The sequence below is a fragment of the Herbaspirillum chlorophenolicum genome (assembly GCF_001189955.1).
Classification (GTDB): domain Bacteria; phylum Pseudomonadota; class Gammaproteobacteria; order Burkholderiales; family Burkholderiaceae_D; genus Herbaspirillum; species Herbaspirillum chlorophenolicum.
Genome location: NZ_LFLT01000006.1, coordinates 96851 through 112851, shown reverse-complemented (window position 1 = coordinate 112851; position 16001 = coordinate 96851). Strand labels below are relative to the sequence as shown.

16 protein-coding genes are annotated in these 16001 nt (G+C 61.1%); 15 read left to right on the top strand and 1 reads right to left on the bottom strand.

Features of this window, described 5'->3' with window-relative positions; genetic code table 11:
• Positions 1–22 precede the first annotated feature (22 nt).
• The 14 genes from AKL28_RS06140 (at position 23) to AKL28_RS06075 (ending at position 13886) form a co-directional block, all read left to right on the top strand.
• A complete protein-coding gene (locus AKL28_RS06140) occupies positions 23–535 on the top strand; it encodes an A24 family peptidase (protein ID WP_169801820.1) in 513 nt (170 codons plus the stop codon).
• A 29-nt stretch (positions 536–564) separates the two neighbouring features.
• A complete protein-coding gene (locus AKL28_RS06135) occupies positions 565–1176 on the top strand; it encodes a TadE/TadG family type IV pilus assembly protein (protein ID WP_231602354.1) in 612 nt (203 codons plus the stop codon).
• A gap of 37 nt (positions 1177–1213) precedes the next feature.
• Positions 1214–2155, top strand: coding sequence for a Flp pilus assembly protein CpaB (gene cpaB / locus AKL28_RS06130; protein WP_082221383.1), 942 nt, complete (start codon positions 1214–1216; stop codon positions 2153–2155).
• A 73-nt stretch (positions 2156–2228) separates the two neighbouring features.
• Positions 2229–3515 carry a type II and III secretion system protein family protein gene (locus tag AKL28_RS06125; protein WP_231602353.1) on the top strand — a complete coding sequence of 429 codons (1287 nt, stop codon included), beginning with the start codon at positions 2229–2231 and terminating at the stop codon, positions 3513–3515.
• A 27-nt stretch (positions 3516–3542) separates the two neighbouring features.
• A complete protein-coding gene (locus AKL28_RS06120; protein ID WP_050467201.1) occupies positions 3543–4805 on the top strand; it encodes a P-loop NTPase family protein in 1263 nt (420 codons plus the stop codon).
• 34 nt (positions 4806–4839) lie between these two features.
• Complete coding sequence (locus AKL28_RS06115) at positions 4840–6159, top strand: CpaF family protein (protein ID WP_050467200.1); 1320 nt, start codon at positions 4840–4842, stop codon at positions 6157–6159.
• The gene (locus tag AKL28_RS06110; RefSeq protein ID WP_050467199.1) at positions 6159–7094 is read left to right on the top strand and encodes a type II secretion system F family protein; all 936 of its coding nucleotides are present in this window, start codon (positions 6159–6161) and stop codon (positions 7092–7094) included. Before AKL28_RS06115 ends, AKL28_RS06110 begins: the two co-directional genes overlap by 1 nt.
• A gap of 7 nt (positions 7095–7101) precedes the next feature.
• A complete protein-coding gene (locus AKL28_RS06105) occupies positions 7102–8052 on the top strand; it encodes a type II secretion system F family protein (RefSeq protein ID WP_050467198.1) in 951 nt (316 codons plus the stop codon).
• 2 nt (positions 8053–8054) lie between these two features.
• Positions 8055–8984, top strand: a complete 930-nt coding sequence (locus tag AKL28_RS06100; RefSeq protein ID WP_156226246.1) for a tetratricopeptide repeat protein — start codon at positions 8055–8057, stop codon at positions 8982–8984.
• Positions 8985–9164: 180 nt separating this feature from the next.
• The gene (locus tag AKL28_RS06095) at positions 9165–9440 is read left to right on the top strand and encodes a DUF3613 domain-containing protein (protein ID WP_050467196.1); all 276 of its coding nucleotides are present in this window, start codon (positions 9165–9167) and stop codon (positions 9438–9440) included.
• Positions 9441–9447: 7 nt separating this feature from the next.
• Positions 9448–11559, top strand: a complete 2112-nt coding sequence (locus AKL28_RS06090; protein WP_082221381.1) for a pilus assembly protein TadG-related protein — start codon at positions 9448–9450, stop codon at positions 11557–11559.
• A gap of 19 nt (positions 11560–11578) precedes the next feature.
• On the top strand, positions 11579–11926 hold the full coding sequence (locus AKL28_RS06085) for a DUF4282 domain-containing protein (protein ID WP_169801821.1): 348 nt from the start codon (positions 11579–11581) through the stop codon (positions 11924–11926).
• Positions 11927–11961: 35 nt separating this feature from the next.
• Positions 11962–13356, top strand: coding sequence for a sigma 54-interacting transcriptional regulator (locus AKL28_RS06080; protein ID WP_050467193.1), 1395 nt, complete (start codon positions 11962–11964; stop codon positions 13354–13356).
• The gene (locus AKL28_RS06075) at positions 13356–13886 is read left to right on the top strand and encodes a DUF2968 domain-containing protein (protein ID WP_050467192.1); all 531 of its coding nucleotides are present in this window, start codon (positions 13356–13358) and stop codon (positions 13884–13886) included. Before AKL28_RS06080 ends, AKL28_RS06075 begins: the two co-directional genes overlap by 1 nt.
• A gap of 48 nt (positions 13887–13934) precedes the next feature.
• Here AKL28_RS06075 and AKL28_RS06070 read toward each other — a convergent pair whose 3' ends face one another.
• Complete coding sequence (locus AKL28_RS06070; RefSeq protein WP_050467191.1) at positions 13935–14423, bottom strand: Lrp/AsnC ligand binding domain-containing protein; 489 nt, start codon at positions 14421–14423, stop codon at positions 13935–13937.
• Positions 14424–14585: 162 nt separating this feature from the next.
• On the opposite strand from AKL28_RS06070, the gene AKL28_RS06065 reads away from it, so the two are divergent.
• Positions 14586–15887: a D-amino acid dehydrogenase gene (locus AKL28_RS06065; protein ID WP_050467190.1), complete on the top strand. Its 1302-nt coding sequence runs from the start codon at positions 14586–14588 to the stop codon at positions 15885–15887.
• Positions 15888–16001: the final 114 nt, after the last annotated feature.

The following is a 16001-nucleotide window of genomic DNA, read 5'->3' as shown; positions in this document are numbered from 1 at the left end:
TCCTGATGCAGGAATGTTGCCCATGACGATCCTGTTGCTCCCGCTGTACATCGGCGTGCTGGTGTACGACCTGCTGTTCAGGCGGGTGCCGAACAGGCTGCTTTTGTTCTTTCTAGTGCTGCACTTGGCGTGGCTGGCAGTGACCGGACACGGCATCGGCGGCATTGACGGATGGCAATCGCTGATAGGCGGAACAGTCGGCCTGGCCTTGTTCATCCCCTTGTATGCCCTGCGCGCCATGGGGGCCGGCGATGCCAAGTTCTTCGCCCTGCTCGGACTGTTGCTGGGGCCGCAGTATCTGATTCCACTTTGGCTGATCGGCAGCCTGCTGGCCGGCGTGCATGCGGTCGCCATCTACCTGTCGCGACAGGGAATGATGTATTTGCTGCCCGGCATGAGCTGGGCCATCGAAAAAATTACCGACAACGCGCTATACCAGCGCATGTGCCATGCAAGACAAGGACGGCAGGGTATCCCGTACGCAGCCTATCTGGCGATCGCGGCGGCCCTGACGATGCTGTACAAACAGGGCTGAAGCGGGATGCATGCATCGAGGAGATAGCCATGGCAAGAATATGGACATGCTGTTGCCTGACCGTGCTGGCGTCACAGTATCTGTGGACCATTCTCTGCATGGCATTGCGCCGGTGGTGGTCCGGCCTGCTGCGGCCGCTCAGAAAAAACCGGCGCAGCCGCGCTGCCGATGCTGCCGATGCTGCCGATGCTGCCGATGCTGCCAATCCTTCCATCTATCGGCAGCGCGGCGTTGCCGCCCTGGAGTTCGTACTGGTCTTTCCGGTTTTTTTTATCATCTTTTACAGCATCATCACTTACGGCCTGATCCTGGTCGCCCAGCAATCCATCACGCTGGCGGCTAGCGAAGGCGCCCGCGCCGCCATGCGTTATGCCGCCACCACCACTGTGCGCACATCCAATGCGCAAAGCGCGGCAGTCGGCCCTGGCAGCGTCGCATCGTGGCTTGGCAACCGCATCACCTTCACCGGCACCTTGCTCGCCGCCTGCCCATACAACGCCAATGGCGGCACTTGCTACCAGGTGACCGTCACTTACCCCAACTACCAGCAGAATCCGCTGGTGCCCCTGGTGCTCGGCTCATTGATAGGCGTGCTGGTGCCCAACCAGTTAAGCAGTTCGGCAGTGGTCCAGATCAACTGACGGATACACCCGAGACTTTCATGGGAGCGATGTTCGCATGAGCAAACTAACCAAAATAGCAGCGGTAATACTGCTGCTGCTGGCGGCAAGCCTGGCGGCGCTGGCCTGGTGGATGGGGCGAAGGGAGCAGACGGTGATCGTTCCAGCGAACGCCCCGATGGCCAATAGCGCCGTCTATGCCAACGTGGTGGCCGCCAGGAAGCTGGAAAAAGGCGTGCCGATCACTGCCGACAGCGTCAAGCTGCTCAATTTGCCGACCACCATTGCGGGAACATACCGGGACATCCGCAGCGTGATCGGCAAAATTCCGGCGACCGATATCGCCGCCGAGACGCTCATCACGGACAGCAATCTGGTGCATGGACTGGCGCTCAAGCTGGAGGCCGGCGAGCGTGCGGTGGCAATTCCCATCGATGAAGTCGCCGCGGCCGGCAACAAGATCGAGGCCGGCGATTATGTGGACGTGTTTTTCACGCTGAAACAAGGTACCGATGTCGAGAAAAGCCAGGCACGGCTGCTGGCATCGCGACGCCTGGTGCTGGCCTACGGCGCCAACGTGATCGGCGAAGCGCCAGGCGACTCCCTCCCCAAAAACCCATCCCAGAACCAGGCCCGCACTGCCGTGCTGGCAACCCCGGTCGATCAGGTCAATCCATTGCTGCTGGCCATGCAGAACGGCAAGCTGAGCCTGGCGCTGCGCCATCCCGACGACACCGGTGTGGCCGATGGCGACCTGTTTGCGGCGCCGAAAAAGGTCCTGGGCAACAAGCCCGAATTGACCGGCAACCAAAAAGACGCCCTGAAGACGGCTGACAACCAGGCATTTGCCGGCATCGACCTGTCCAGCTGGAGCGGCGGCAATGCCAAAGGAACCCCCGTCTCGCCCCCGCCTCGCAAAGGCGTCGCCGGAGAGAACAGACACGCAGCCGGAACGCTGGAAGTCATCAAGGGAACACATCGGGAGAACGTTAATTTCTGATTGCGCCGCAGCCTGAACCTGGAATTTGTGCCGAACCGACATGGGGAAGAACATGAATATATGCAAGGCTCTCGTGGTTGCAACAAGCCTGCTGCCGACAATTTCAGTCATGGCGGACGATGCCAGTGTGCATCTCGGCGTACATGAGCAGCGCGAGCTGGCTATCCCCGCCGGCCTGGAGCGCATCGCCGTCGCCAATCCGGATGTGGCCGATATCGTGGTCCTGCGCGGTTCCGCAAAACGCCAGGGCAGCGTGCTGGTGGTCGGCAAGAAAAGCGGCACAACCACCGTCACCGCATGGCAGCGCAACGGCAGCAGCCGCGTCTGGCAAGTTACGGTGCAAAGCCAGTTGCAGCGCCAGCAGCCGCCGGCCCCGGGCGGCGCCGAACTGCAGATCAATGACGACAGCGCCTTGCTGCGCGGCCAGTCGCCCTCGCTGCTGGAGCATGCTTACAGCAATGCGGTTGCCGCCAATGCCGTGGGCAAGGACAAAGTCATCGACACGGCCACCATCGCCACCGGCGGCGTCGTGCAGATCGATGTCAAAATCGTCGAATTCAGCAGGACGGCGCTGAAAGAAGCCGGCTTCGGCTTCCTGTTCAATCTGGCGCGCGGCAACTTCACCTTCGGGTTGAGCAACAACCTGCCGGCCAGCGTGCCGCTGCAAACGCCAACGACTTCCGCATTCAACCTGGTGACTGGCTTGAAGCGCGGCAGCTTCAATCTGCAAACATCGCTGGAACTGATCGAAAACAATGGCCTGGCCCGCGTGCTGGCCCAGCCCACGCTGACGGCCTTGTCGGGCCAGAGCGCCAGTTTCCTGGCGGGCGGCGAACTGCCGATTCCGCAGTCGGGTGGTCTCGGCACCACGACCATTGTCTACAAGCCGTTCGGCATCGGCCTCACCGTGACGCCGACGGTGCTCGCGCCCAACCGGATCGCCCTGAAGGTGGCGCCGGAAGCCAGCGACATCGATTACACCAATGCGCTGGTGAGCAGCGGCGTATCGATTCCGGCCATTACCACGCGCCGCGCCGAGACCACCGTTGAACTGGGCGACGGCGAGAGCTTCGTCATCGGCGGCCTGGTGTCGCGCACCACCAAATCCAGCCTCAGCAAGGTGCCCTTCCTCGGCGACTTGCCGATCATCGGCACTTTTTTCCGCAGCATGAGCTATTCGCGGGATGAAAAGGAACTGGTCATCGTGGTCACGCCCAAACTGGTCAATCCGATTGCCAAAGGCGTCAAATTGGCCATGCCGGGCGCCGACAAGGAAAAACTCGACACGCCGACCAACGCGTGGAGCGCCTACTTGATGGGCAATGCGGGCGGCGACGATTTGCCAGGTTTTTCAAAATAACCGTGGAGATCATTCTTGACTTCCCTTATGGATAAAACTGATCACGGTGCCACCACCATTGCTGACGCCAACCGGTTTGTCTTCTGCTCGTCAAACGGAACGCATGCGCGCTGGCTGGCGCAAGCACTGAACGAGTGGCAGGTCCAGCAACAGGAATTGGTGGCGCTGCCCCTGCTCGCCGCCCAGATCGGTGAATCCAGGCCGCGCCTGGTCTTTCTGGACTTCTCGGGAAATTGCGGCAGCAGCATCGCCAATTGCGCGGCCGACATGATCGCGCTGGCGCAGACGCTGAAAAAAGAAATGCCGCATTGCCTGCTGATCGCCGTAGGCACGATGAATTACCCGGAAGGCGCGGTGGCTGCACTGCGCGCCGGCGTCAATCATTTCATCGACATGTCGGCGGCGGCGGTCGAAGCGCGCGACGTCGTGCGCAAGCTGATTGCGTCGGGCGCCACCTCCTCCGCACAGGATTCGCAGCAAGGCGTCCTGATCGCCTTGCTCGGCGCCCGCGCCGGCATCGGGACCACCACCATGGCAGTGCATTTGGCCGACCTTTTGCAGCAGCGCCACATCGCCGGCCAGGCCGAATTCCGGGTCGCCTTGCTCGACCTGGGCTTGCCGGCGGGCGACGGCCAGCTATACCTGAATGCCTCCGGCAGTTTTCATTTCGCCGACGTCGTGCGCAGCCGGCATCGCCTGGACCAGACGCTGATTCAGACGGCCCTGACGCGCAGCCGCAGCGGCATCAAGATCATTTCCATCCCGCGCAGCGCGCACCAGATCAGCGGCCTGGCCGCTGCCGATATCGTGGCGGTGCTGGCGCTGCTGCGCTCGTACTTCGATGTGCTGGTGATGGACCTGGGCGGCTTTGCCGATCCCGCATTGGCTTGCAAGATGGCCGCCACGGCCGACCAGACATGGCTGCTGACCGACCAGAGCGCCGGTTCGCTGGTGTCGCTGGCGGCGCTGATTGCCGAACTCGACCTGCATGCAAGCGTAACGGCAACTCCGCCACGGCAGCTGATCGTCAATCGCTACAACAAGCAATACGGCATGAGCGCCGAGCAGATCGCCGAACGCTTCCAGCTGAACCTGGCGGCCGCGATACCGGATCGCACCGCATCGCTGATGAGCAGCGCCAATCAGGGCAAGCTGCTGCACGAAATCGTCGGTAGCGATTCCTATCTCCATGCGCTCGAGACGCTGGTCGAAAAAACCTTGGGCTCGGTAGTGAAAATAAATGGTGCTGGGACGTTGTCCCGCTGGCTGTCCGGTGTCCTGTTTCGATAAAAAACATCATGGATGCAGATAAGGAAAAAGCGAGATGAGCGAACACATTGATCTGGCCGACGACAACGAATCCTTCGTCAACACCCAGCGGTTCCAGGATATCAAGACCGCTGCCTACGACAACCTGCTGACGCGCATCGAAGAGCTGGGCGCGGAATTCGGACGCTGGTCGCGCACCGCGATCCAGCAGTTCGTCAATCTGGATGTCGACGGCTTTGTGCGCCTGCGGCATATACCGCTCAATGAAAACGAAGTGCGCCTGATCGCCGATTCGCTGACCAAGGAACTGGCCGGGCTGGGGCCGCTGGAAGACCTGCTGGGCGATGCCGCCGTCGAAGATATCCTGATCAATGGCTACAACGATGTGTTCGTGTCGCGCCACGGCGTGCTGGAGCGGGAAACCCTGCGTTTCACCGACAACAACCACCTGCTGCGCATCGTGCGCCGGATTCTGGCGCCGCTCGGCCGCCGCCTGGACGAATCCAATCCCATGGTCGATGCACGCCTGCCCGACGGCGGCCGCCTCAATGTCGTGATCGAGCCGCTGGCGGTGGACGGCCCGATGGTGTCCATCCGCAAGTTCCGCAAAGACCCGCTGAAGCCGGCCGATCTGCAAGAACTCGGCACACTGAACGACCAGTTGTTCAACCTGCTTGAGCAGGCGGTCAAGGCGCGCTGCAATATCCTGATCTCAGGCGGCACCAGTTCCGGCAAGACCTCGCTGCTCAATGCATTGGCCTTCTTCATCCCCAACAATGAGCGCGTCGTGACCATCGAGGACACCGCCGAACTGTCGCTGAACCATCCGCATGTGGTGCGCCTGGAGTCGCGCATCGGCAGCTTTGAAGGTTCCGGCGCGGTGACCATCCGCGACCTGATCCGCAACAGCCTGCGCATGCGTCCCGACCGCATCATCGTGGGCGAAGTGCGCGGCGCCGAAGTGCTGGAAATGCTGCAAGCCATGAATACCGGCCACGACGGCTCGATGGCCACCATCCACGCCAATACGCCGCGCGAATGCCTGCACAGGATCGAGATGCTGGCCGGCTTCGCCGGCTTCCAGGGCAGCGAATCGAGCCTGCGGCGGCAGATCGCCGGCGCGCTCGACTTCATCGTGCAGATCGCGCGCCTTTCCAATGGCCGGCGCCGCATCATGTCGATCACCGAAATCACCGGCGTCGGCGACAACATCATTACCACCCAGGAACTGTATCGCCACGAAAGCTACAACACGCCAGACGGCGAGGAAAAGGATCGCTGGGTGTCGCTGGGCATACAGCCGCATTCTCCGAAACTGCAAAAACGGCGCCTGATGCAAAACGCGGGCGACGGCAACCCGCCGCGGAGGAACTGATGACTGCCCCCGCATTATGGTTGATGGCCGTAGCAGTGCTACTGCTGGCGCTGGGCATCCTGCTGTGGCAAAACGCCAAATCCCGGCTGCATCAAAACGCCACGTCGGACTTCGTCAACCAGCAGATACGCAGCATGGCGCCCACGCTCGACGCTGACGCGGACGGCAGCGACCAGCCGCTGTTCCTGCCGGCCCAACCCGGCCCTCGCCTGTGGCGTCACTTCTGGCTGCGCGCGGGCGTCGTGCCGGGAATTGCGCTGTATGCCGGACTGCTGTTGCCTGGCCTGGTGCTGGCGATACTGGCGATGGTTTTCGGCGGCGTGCTGTCGACCGTCTGCGCCGTGCTGATGTACCTCGTGCTGGCGTATTTCCGCCTATGGCTGAAAATCACCAGGCGCCACCAGAAGATGGTGCATCAATTGCCGGCCTTTCTCGATACGATGGTGCGCCTGACAACGATCGGCAATAGCCTCGAGTCTTCTTTCCAGGCGGCGCTGCTGACCATCGATGCGCCGCTCAAGGAGCCGCTGAATCGGGCCAATCTGCTGATACAGGCCGGCCGCAGCCTGGAACATGCTTTAGCGCAGGAAGCCCGCACATTCCGCCTGACCGAACTGAACCTGGTGGCCGCCGTCATCGGCGTGGCGCTGCGCTTCGGCGGCCGTGCCGACACGGTACTCGAGCGCATGGCCTCCTTCATGCGCGATCGCGAACAGGCGCAAAGCGAATTGCTGGCGCTGTCGGCGGAGATCAGGTTGTCGGCCTGGGTGCTGGCATTGATGCCGATCGGCCTGGGCGCCTTCATGGTCATGTTCAACAACGACATGTTCATGTTGATGTGGGACGACAGCGTCGGCAAGCAACTGCTGTTCGGCGCCACCGTCATGGAATTCGTCGGCGCCTACTGGTTGTACCGGTTGGCCAAATCAGTGTGAGGGAACCATGGAACAGGAACGCCTGATCGTCATCTCCATGCTGTTGCTGGCAGCGGCGGCCTTGCTGATCGCCGGCGCCATACTGCTGCGCGACTGGCAATTGCGGCGCAGCGAAAAAGTCTTGAACCGGCGCATCGACATCCAGCAGCAGCAACCGGATCCGGAGCAGCCGCCCACCGCCCCGTCCAGGCAACGCTGGCTGGATCATCTGGCGAACTATGCCGCGCAATGGGTCGACACGCCGCTGGGACGGCAACTGGTCGCAGAAGAAGACCGGCAGCTGCTGGACCAGTGCGGCGTCAACGACATTCGCGGCAAGGCCTTGTTCTTCGCCACGCGCGTGCTGCTCGGCGCCGGTATTCCCATCATTGCCTGGATCGTGCGCGCCGACGAGGATGTGCTGCATTTGCTGATCATCGGCTTCTTCGGTTTCGGGATCGGCTACATGATCCCGAAATGGGTCATGCTGGCCAAGGCAAAAGAACGGCGCCGCAAAGCCGCCGAAGAACTGCCCCTGCTGATCGACTTGCTGCGCCTGCTGCAGGGCGTCGGCTTGTCCATCGACCAAAGCCTGCATGTGGTGCAAAACGAATTCGCGCACGCCCTGCCGGTGCTGAGCAAGGAACTGCAGATCGCCTCGCAGCAATACCTGAACGGGCGTACCCGCGAGCAATCGCTCAAGCGCTTTTCCACCGTATTCGACAACGATGACATGAACTCCATCGGCCGCCTGATCGCGCAGGTGGACCGTTACGGCGGCGCGGTGCAGCAGCCGCTGCAGCAGTTCAGCGAAAGAATTCGCGAGCAGCGCAAGATGGAAATGAAAGAACGCATCGGCAAGCTCACCGTAAAAATGACCGGCGTCATGGTGCTGACCCTGTTGCCGGGTCTGCTGATCATCACCGGCGGCGCAGGTTTCATTGCCATCATCCGCACACTCTCGCAGGTGGGAACATGATCATGATCGACATTGCCGAAAAGAATATCCGCCGGCGGTTTCCGGCCGTATGCCTGGTTCCGCTGCTGGCGGCGCTGGGCGCATGCTCCTCGTTCAACAACTCGGCCGGCGGTTATGCGGCGCAGAACGAGGCCGCCTTGCAGCGGCAGCAGGCGGAAGAAGAAAAGCCCAGCCTGGACAACAAGCAGGTCTATCTTGAGATGATCCGGAAAATGCAGGCGCGCTCCCTGTACTTTGCCTCGCTGGCCCATCTCGACGCTTACCAGAACGCTTACGGCAGCTCGCCCGAAGTACAGCGCATGCGCGCCGATGCATTGCGGCTGACCGGCGAAACGGCTGCCGCCGAAGTGCAATACAAGCAATTGCTGTCAGGTCCGGAAGCGACTGCCGCCTGGCACGGGCTTGGCTTGCTGGCGGCGCAACGCGGCGACTACGCTGCCGCTGCCGTGGACTTCAGGAAAGCCAATCAGCTCTCCCCCGTCAATGCGACGGTGCTGAGCGACCTGGGTTATGCCCTGCTGCATGGCGACGACCGTCGCGCTGCGCGGCTGCCGCTGATGCAGGCCGCCGAACTGGATCCGGACAATCGCAAGATCCTCAGCAACCTGGCCTTGTTCTTGCTGCTGACGGACGAGACCGCGAAAGCCGATGGCTTGATGAAGCGGGCCGAGATTCCGCCCGATGCGCGCGCCGAAATCTTCCGCCAGGCCAGGGAGATCAGCGGACAGCCGGTTCCGCTGCCGGCGCAAGGCAAGGCGGCGCCGGCGAAAGCAGTCGCTGTCGCAACCGCAGAAACCGTCACCGCAACGACGGCAATCATGCCGATCGCGCCAATCAGCACGGCAGCCATCACCAGAACCATAACAGCGCCCGACTACAACAGCGTCGGCTTCATGCAGTCGATGCTGGAGCGGTTTCGCCGCAGCGATTGATCGGGCATGAAGACAGCGGAGTGAACACGGCAGCACCAGCAAGATGAACAAATCGAGCGGATGGACAAGGCGTAATACGTTGAATCATTGCACACCGAAAGGGGCATCATGTCAGCAAACAGGCCACGCCGTACAGGCAGATTCGTGTTCTGTGGATTGGTCGCACTCTCGTCTGGCGTCATGCCGGCGGCGATCGCGCAATCGCGTGATCCTGAAGCGCTCAACAACAAACCGCCCACAGCAGAAATACCCGCAAGCCAGAAACCGCCGGCGCAGATAGGCGACGCCACGAATGCCATGCTGCAAATGCAGGCGGATGGCAGCCAGGCGGCTCCCACCCTGCCGACGCTGGGCCCGGCGGCGGAACTTAGCTGGCAACGCTATCTGAACAGCTACAAATACCCGATCCCTGAGTCCTACGGCAACAAGATCCAGAAAATCGGCAGCGGCCAGTGAGATCGCCATGACCACACCCGCGCCCTCGTGTTCATCAGCTCCCGGCATGCCGGTGCGGCAATGCACGGCGGCGGCGCGTCATCGCCAGAACGGCTCGATTGTCGTGATGACGGCCATTTTCATTTCGGTCATGATCATCCTGCTGGCCTCGATCGATATCGGCTATCTGTTTTTCCAGAAACGGGATCTGCAAAAAATCGCGGATCTGGCCGCCATTGCCGGCGCGCAGCAACTGCCCAGATCGAATGCCTTGACGAATGACCAATGCGCTACGGTATTCCAGGTCGCCAGCGCCAACGCACAAGTTGCCCAGGGCTTTACCGGAACATTGACCGTCACTTGCGGCAACTGGGACCCGGTTGCCATCCCCGCCTCGCCGAACTACCTGGCGTATCCGGGGGGGATTGCGCCTTCGGGACAGCCGCAGCCGACCGCGGTCAACGTGGTGCTACAGCGTTCGGTCCGCAACTTCTTCGGCCCCTGGGGCACACAGCAGATCAGAGCGACGGCCATCGCCACGGCGTCGGCGCCGATCGCGGTCTTTTCCGTCGGCTCCCAGCTAATACAAATCAATAATGGCGTGGTGCCAGGCCTGCTCACCGCCCTGGGCGTGAACATCAACGGCACCGGGCTGGTCTCCTACAACGGCCTGGCCAATGTGTCGGTGACGCCCAGCGGCCTGCTCAATGCGCTCGGCTTTCAGATTCCGCTGACGGCCGATGTCGCCACGATCAAGCAGGCTGTTCTGCTCAACACCGCCGGTTGCAGCAACGGCAGTTGTACCCTGGAAGCCTTGCTGGGGGCAATGTCGACCGTCCTCGGCCAGCAAAACCTGTTGAGCGCACTCGGCTTGCAGGCTGCGGGCGGCCAGTTGGTCAAGATCATCTCCGACAGCACCGGCCGCGGTGGCCTGTTTGTACTGGCGGATGCGGCCAACGGCGCATCCGCGCTGCAGCTCAGCATCAACGCGCTGCAATTGCTGACCACCGCCATCGGTGTGGCCAACAGCCATAATTTTGCCGCGCTGCCGCTCACTATCAACGTCCCTGGCGTCGTCCAAACCCAGTTGCAGGTCGGCATCGTCGAACCGCCGTCGATCGGCATCGGCGGCGTCGGCACGACGGCCTATACCTCGCAGGTCCGGGTATACAGCAAGGTGACGGCCAACGGGCTGACGGCGGGATTGCTCAGCGTGAACCTGCCCATCGCCATCGATGTCGTCAATGGCCAGGGCACGATTACAAACATGTGCACCGCCAAGGACAGCAATGGCAACGACACCGCCACCATCGCGGTATCGGCGCCGATACTCAAGGTCTGCGTCGGAAACGTCAATTCGGGTGCGATCTTTTCAACGCAAGGCGCTTGCGACACAGCTCTGACACCTGCTCCGCTGGTCAATATCCTCGGCAACGTACTCAGCCTCAATACCAGCTTCGCCATTACCGGCCTGAACAATACCGGCAGCGTGACGCTGAGCAAAGGACAGACGCAAACCGTCGGCAACAACAGCCTGCAGCTTGGCACCACCGTCAGCAATCTCCTGCAGGCAGTGGTGGCAACCGTGCTGGGCCAGTTGCTCAATCAAGGGCAAGGCAACGTCACCAACAATTCGCTGGCGTCGACGCTGCTGAGCGCGACCGGCAATGTGCTGAATACGGCGGTCCAGACACTGGACACTTCCCTGACTTCACTCACCGCCTTTGTCAATAGCCTGGGCACCAGCGTCAATCAGTTGCTGACCAACTCCCTGGGCGCCGGCGTGATCAGCCTGCTCAACAGTGTCGGCAATCTGGTCGGCGGCTTGCTGACCAGCGTTCTCAATCTGCTGGGCAACCTGCTGGGCAACGTCGGTTGTCTTTTGAGCGGCAATTACAACCAATGCACGCTGGCCAACCAATTAAGCGGCAGCCAGAGCAGCGGCGGCAATACGGTCAGCAATGTGCTGCTGACCCTGCTCGGCCTGGTGCAAAGCCTGCTGACACCGGTCCTCAATAGCCTGGGCAGCACCCTGGCGAGCCTGCTGAACAGTCTGCTGGGCATCAATATCGGTCTGGTGGACGTGACCTTAATCGATCTCAACTGCGGCGGAGGATCAAATGTCAAACTGGTTTATTAACACTGATGGGTTCTGGATCATGAAGAAAACAGGATTTTTGAATGGCGTGCGCAGCCATGTCAATTTCGAGCATCTGGTCACGCCGCTGCTGATCAGGCTGACCTACGGCGTGGGTCTGGTGATCATCATCAGCGCCGGTATCGGCAGCCTGTTTACCGCCTTCACCTTGCCGGAGAACGGCGTCATGCGCGCGGCGCTGTCGATCGGCGCAACCTTGCTGGTGCTGGTGCTGTGGCGCCTGATCAACGAACTGTGGATTCTGGCGTTCAACCTGCATACCCGCCTGGTCGAAATCCGCGAACTGCTTGCGCAACGGCAAAGCGAATTCAAGGCACGGCAAAAGACGTCCGGCATATCGGCGCAATAAGGCCGGCGCCGCATCCGACTGTTGAAGGAAGTACGATGAAGAACAAAACACTCAAGGAAAACATCGATGTCTACGTATGGGAGGGCAAATCCGATATTTTCGACCGCATCGTGCGCTGCCTTGCCAGTTTTGAAATCGATGTGATCCGGGCCGACAATACCGATTTGACGCAGGAACAGGTTGCGCAGACGCCTTCCCTGGCCGTGATCTCGGTCACCGTGATCGACCGTTTCGGCTTCAACGCCGACGAATGGCAAAAAACCCATGGCATGCCGGTCATCTGGGTGGCGGAAGCGCCGCGCGCCTACGATTCGCGGGTTTATCCGCCGGAGTATTCGCACATCCTGATGCTCGACTTCACCTGCTCCGAATTGCGCCGCCTGGTATTCGGCCTGGCGGGGGAAATGCACAGTCACGCCGTCGATGTACAACCGCACGATCCGCTGATCGCAGAATCGGCCATCATGCAAGCCTTGCTGAAAGAGGCGGAGGTCTTTGCCGATTGCGATTCGAATGTCTTGGTCACCGGCGAAACCGGGGTCGGCAAGGAGCGCATCGCCCGGCTGCTGCACGACAATCACAGCCGCTATGGACAAGGTCCTTTTGTCGCCGTCAACTGCGGCGCGATTCCGGACGGCTTGTTCGAGTCGCATTTCTTCGGCCACGCCAAGGGCGCCTTCACCGGCGCCATGCTGGCACACAAAGGCTACTTCGAACAGGCCGACAAGGGGACGCTTTTTCTCGACGAGATCGGCGACCTCCCGCTGTATCAGCAAGTCAAGCTGTTGCGCGTGCTGGAGCAGAACAAGGTGACGCGCCTGGGCACCACCGTCGAAACCAATATCGATTTCCGCCTGGTCGCCGCCACCAACCGCAACCTGCGTGAACTGGTGCGGCTGGAGATGTTCCGTTCCGACCTGTACTACCGGATGGCGGTGATCGAGCTGCACGTCCCTACGATAGAAGAACGCGGCGCTGTCGATAAGCTGGCCATCTTCAGCGCCATCGTCGGACGCATACTCGGCGGTGACAAACCGGACCGGGAACCGCCGCCGGCAATCCCGGAATGGCTGCAGCAACAGGTCGCACAAACGCAATTCCAAGGCAATGTGCGCGAGTTGCGCAACATCGCCGAGCGCGTCACGATCATCCACCGCCAGTTCGGCGACTGGAACAGGGAAGCCATCAACCGCGTGTTCGACTTGCTGCGCCACAGCCGGATCGAAGCCGACAATAGCGATAACCCCAGAGATAAAAAGAAATGGGACAACGCCGACCGGACGAGAATCATCGAAGCGCTTGACGCGCATAACTGGCGCCGCCAGGACACGGCAAATTACCTGAACATCAGCCGCAAGGTCTTGTGGGAAAAAATGCGCAAGTTCCAGATCATCGATGGCAACCAGGCCACGGCGGAAGAAATCGATTGATGACGCGTACGCTGGTTCAAACCCAAACCATCACAAAGGAGATGTACATGCCTACTTGCCGCTCCGCCATCGCATTGGCCATCGTGCTTTGCTCCCTGCTGGCCACGCCCTGGGCGCTCGCCAAGACCAGGAAACCTGCCGTCACGGAAAATCCGGCCAGTGCGACAACGACGACAAACATCAGCGAACTGCAATCGCTGGTCGCCAATCCGGCCTTGCTGGAATTGCGCTCTACTTACAATGGCCAATACGGCGCGAGCCTGTTGCTCAATCCCGATACCCTGACTTATTACGTGGTTCTGTTTCAGCAAAAGACCTTTCAACGCGTGCTGAAGACCTCATCTGTCGCCAAGGCCGAGAGGAATTACAAGGCTTATGCCGCCAGATCGGAACAACAGGCCACCGACGATATCGAGCGCATGAAACAAATGGCGGAAAAACGCTATATGGATATGCAAGGCGTAGAAAAGGGCAAGCGTCTGCTGACCCTGAAAACCGGCATTGCGAGCGATCAAGCGCAGGAAAAATGATCGGCCGCCATGGTCGATGCGAGCACTAGGGCCTGTCCCCTCTCCTGCTCAGTCGTCGACCGGCAGCGCGAGGGTTTCCTTGATCTCTTCCATCACCACATAGCTCTTGGACTGCGCCGCACCCGGCAACTGCAGCAGGATATCGCCCAGCAGCTTGCGGTATTCGGCCATGCCGCGGATGCGCGCCTTGATCAGGTAATCGAAATCGCCTGATACCAGATGGCACTCCTGCACCTCGGGAATGCGCAGCACTTCGCGCCGGAACTGCTCGAACATGTTGCCCGACTTGTGGTTCAGGGTGATTTCAACGAACACCAGCAAGGTCGCCCCCAGCGACTCGGGATTGACGCGCGCGTAGTAGCCGGTGATCACGCCGTCGCGTTCCATGCGGCGCACCCGTTCGATGCAGGGCGTGACCGACAAGCCGACCAGCTCGCCCAGCTCTTTCATGGAAATGCGCCCGTCTTTCTGGAGGGCGGCGAGGATGCGATGGTCGAGCTTGTCGAGGGTGCGGATCGATTGCTGCTGGGTTCTCATGATTTTTCTCGCCGGTTTTCTCGTTAATGGTCATTTTTCACTATTTATTCTCGAATATACAAATAAATATAGAAACAACCACTACATATTCATCAATATGATAGCGGAATACTCTACTCAACAAACTGTTCTTCAGCACATTCACATTCAGCGGGGGTTGCCATGCGTGTCGTCATTCTTGGAAGCGGTGTCATTGGCGTCACCAGCGCCTGGTATCTGGCCCGTGCCGGCCATGAAGTTACCGTGCTGGAGCGCCAGGACGGCGCGGCCCTGGAAACCTCGTTCGGCAACGCCGGCCAGATCTCGCCCGGCTACGCCTCGCCCTGGGCTGCGCCCGGCATTCCGCTCAAAGCCATCAAGTGGATGTTCCAGGAACACGCCCCGCTGGCCATCCGCCCGGACGGCACGCTGCGCCAGCTGCGCTGGATGTGGCAGATGCTGCGCAACTGCAATGCCGCCAGCTACGCGGTCAACAAGGAACGCATGGTGCGCCTGGCCGAATACAGCCGCGACTGCTTCCGCGACCTGCGCGCCGATACCGGCATCCCTTATGAAGGCCGCCAGCAAGGCACGCTGCAATTGTTCCGCACGCAGGAGCAATTGGACGGCGCCGCCAAGGACATCGCCGTGCTGAAAGAAGCCGACGTGCCGTATGAACTGCTCTCCTCCGATCAGCTTGAACGCGCCGAGCCGGCGCTGGCCAAGGTACGCGGCAAATTGGCCGGCGGCCTGCGCCTGCCCAACGACGAAACCGGCGACTGCCAACTGTTCACCACCCGCCTGGCGGCGATGGCGCAAGAACTGGGCGTGAAATTCCGCTACGGCGTTTCCATCGACGCGCTGGCCATGGCCGGCGGCAAGATCGCTGGCGTGGTATGCGGCAAGGAACTGGTGCAGGCCGATGCCTACGTGGTGGCGCTCGGCTCCTACTCGCCGCAACTGCTGCGCGACGTGCCTGCATTGCCTGATATCCCGGTCTATCCGCTCAAGGGCTACTCGATCACCGTACCGATCGTCGATGCCGCTGCCGCACCGGTTTCCACCATCCTGGATGAAACCTACAAGATCGCCGTCACCCGTTTCGACGACCGTATCCGCGTGGGCGGCATGGCGGAGATCGTGGGCTACGACAAGACCCTGAGCGCCAAGCGCCGGGCCACGCTGGAGCTGGTGGTCAACGACCTGTTCCCGGGCGCCGGCGACACCGCAAAAGCCAGCTTCTGGACCGGCCTGCGCCCGATGACGCCGGACGGCACGCCGGTAGTCGGCGCCACACCGGTATCGAACCTGTACATCAATACCGGCCACGGCACGCTGGGCTGGACCATGTCGTGCGGCTCCGGCCAACTGCTGTCTGACCTGATGTCGGGCCGCCGCCCGGCCATCGCTTCCGATGATCTCTCGGTGGCGCGCTACATGGGCGGCGCAAGCCACGGCCACACACCGCGTTTGGCCGGAGCCTGAACGGCACTACCGCAAAGTTTCATCTCTTCTGCTTCCCTCGCAGAACGGTTGGCCGGAGTGCTTCGCATTCCGGCCTTTTTTCCTTTTGCATCTCCCTTCATCAACGCACTTCAT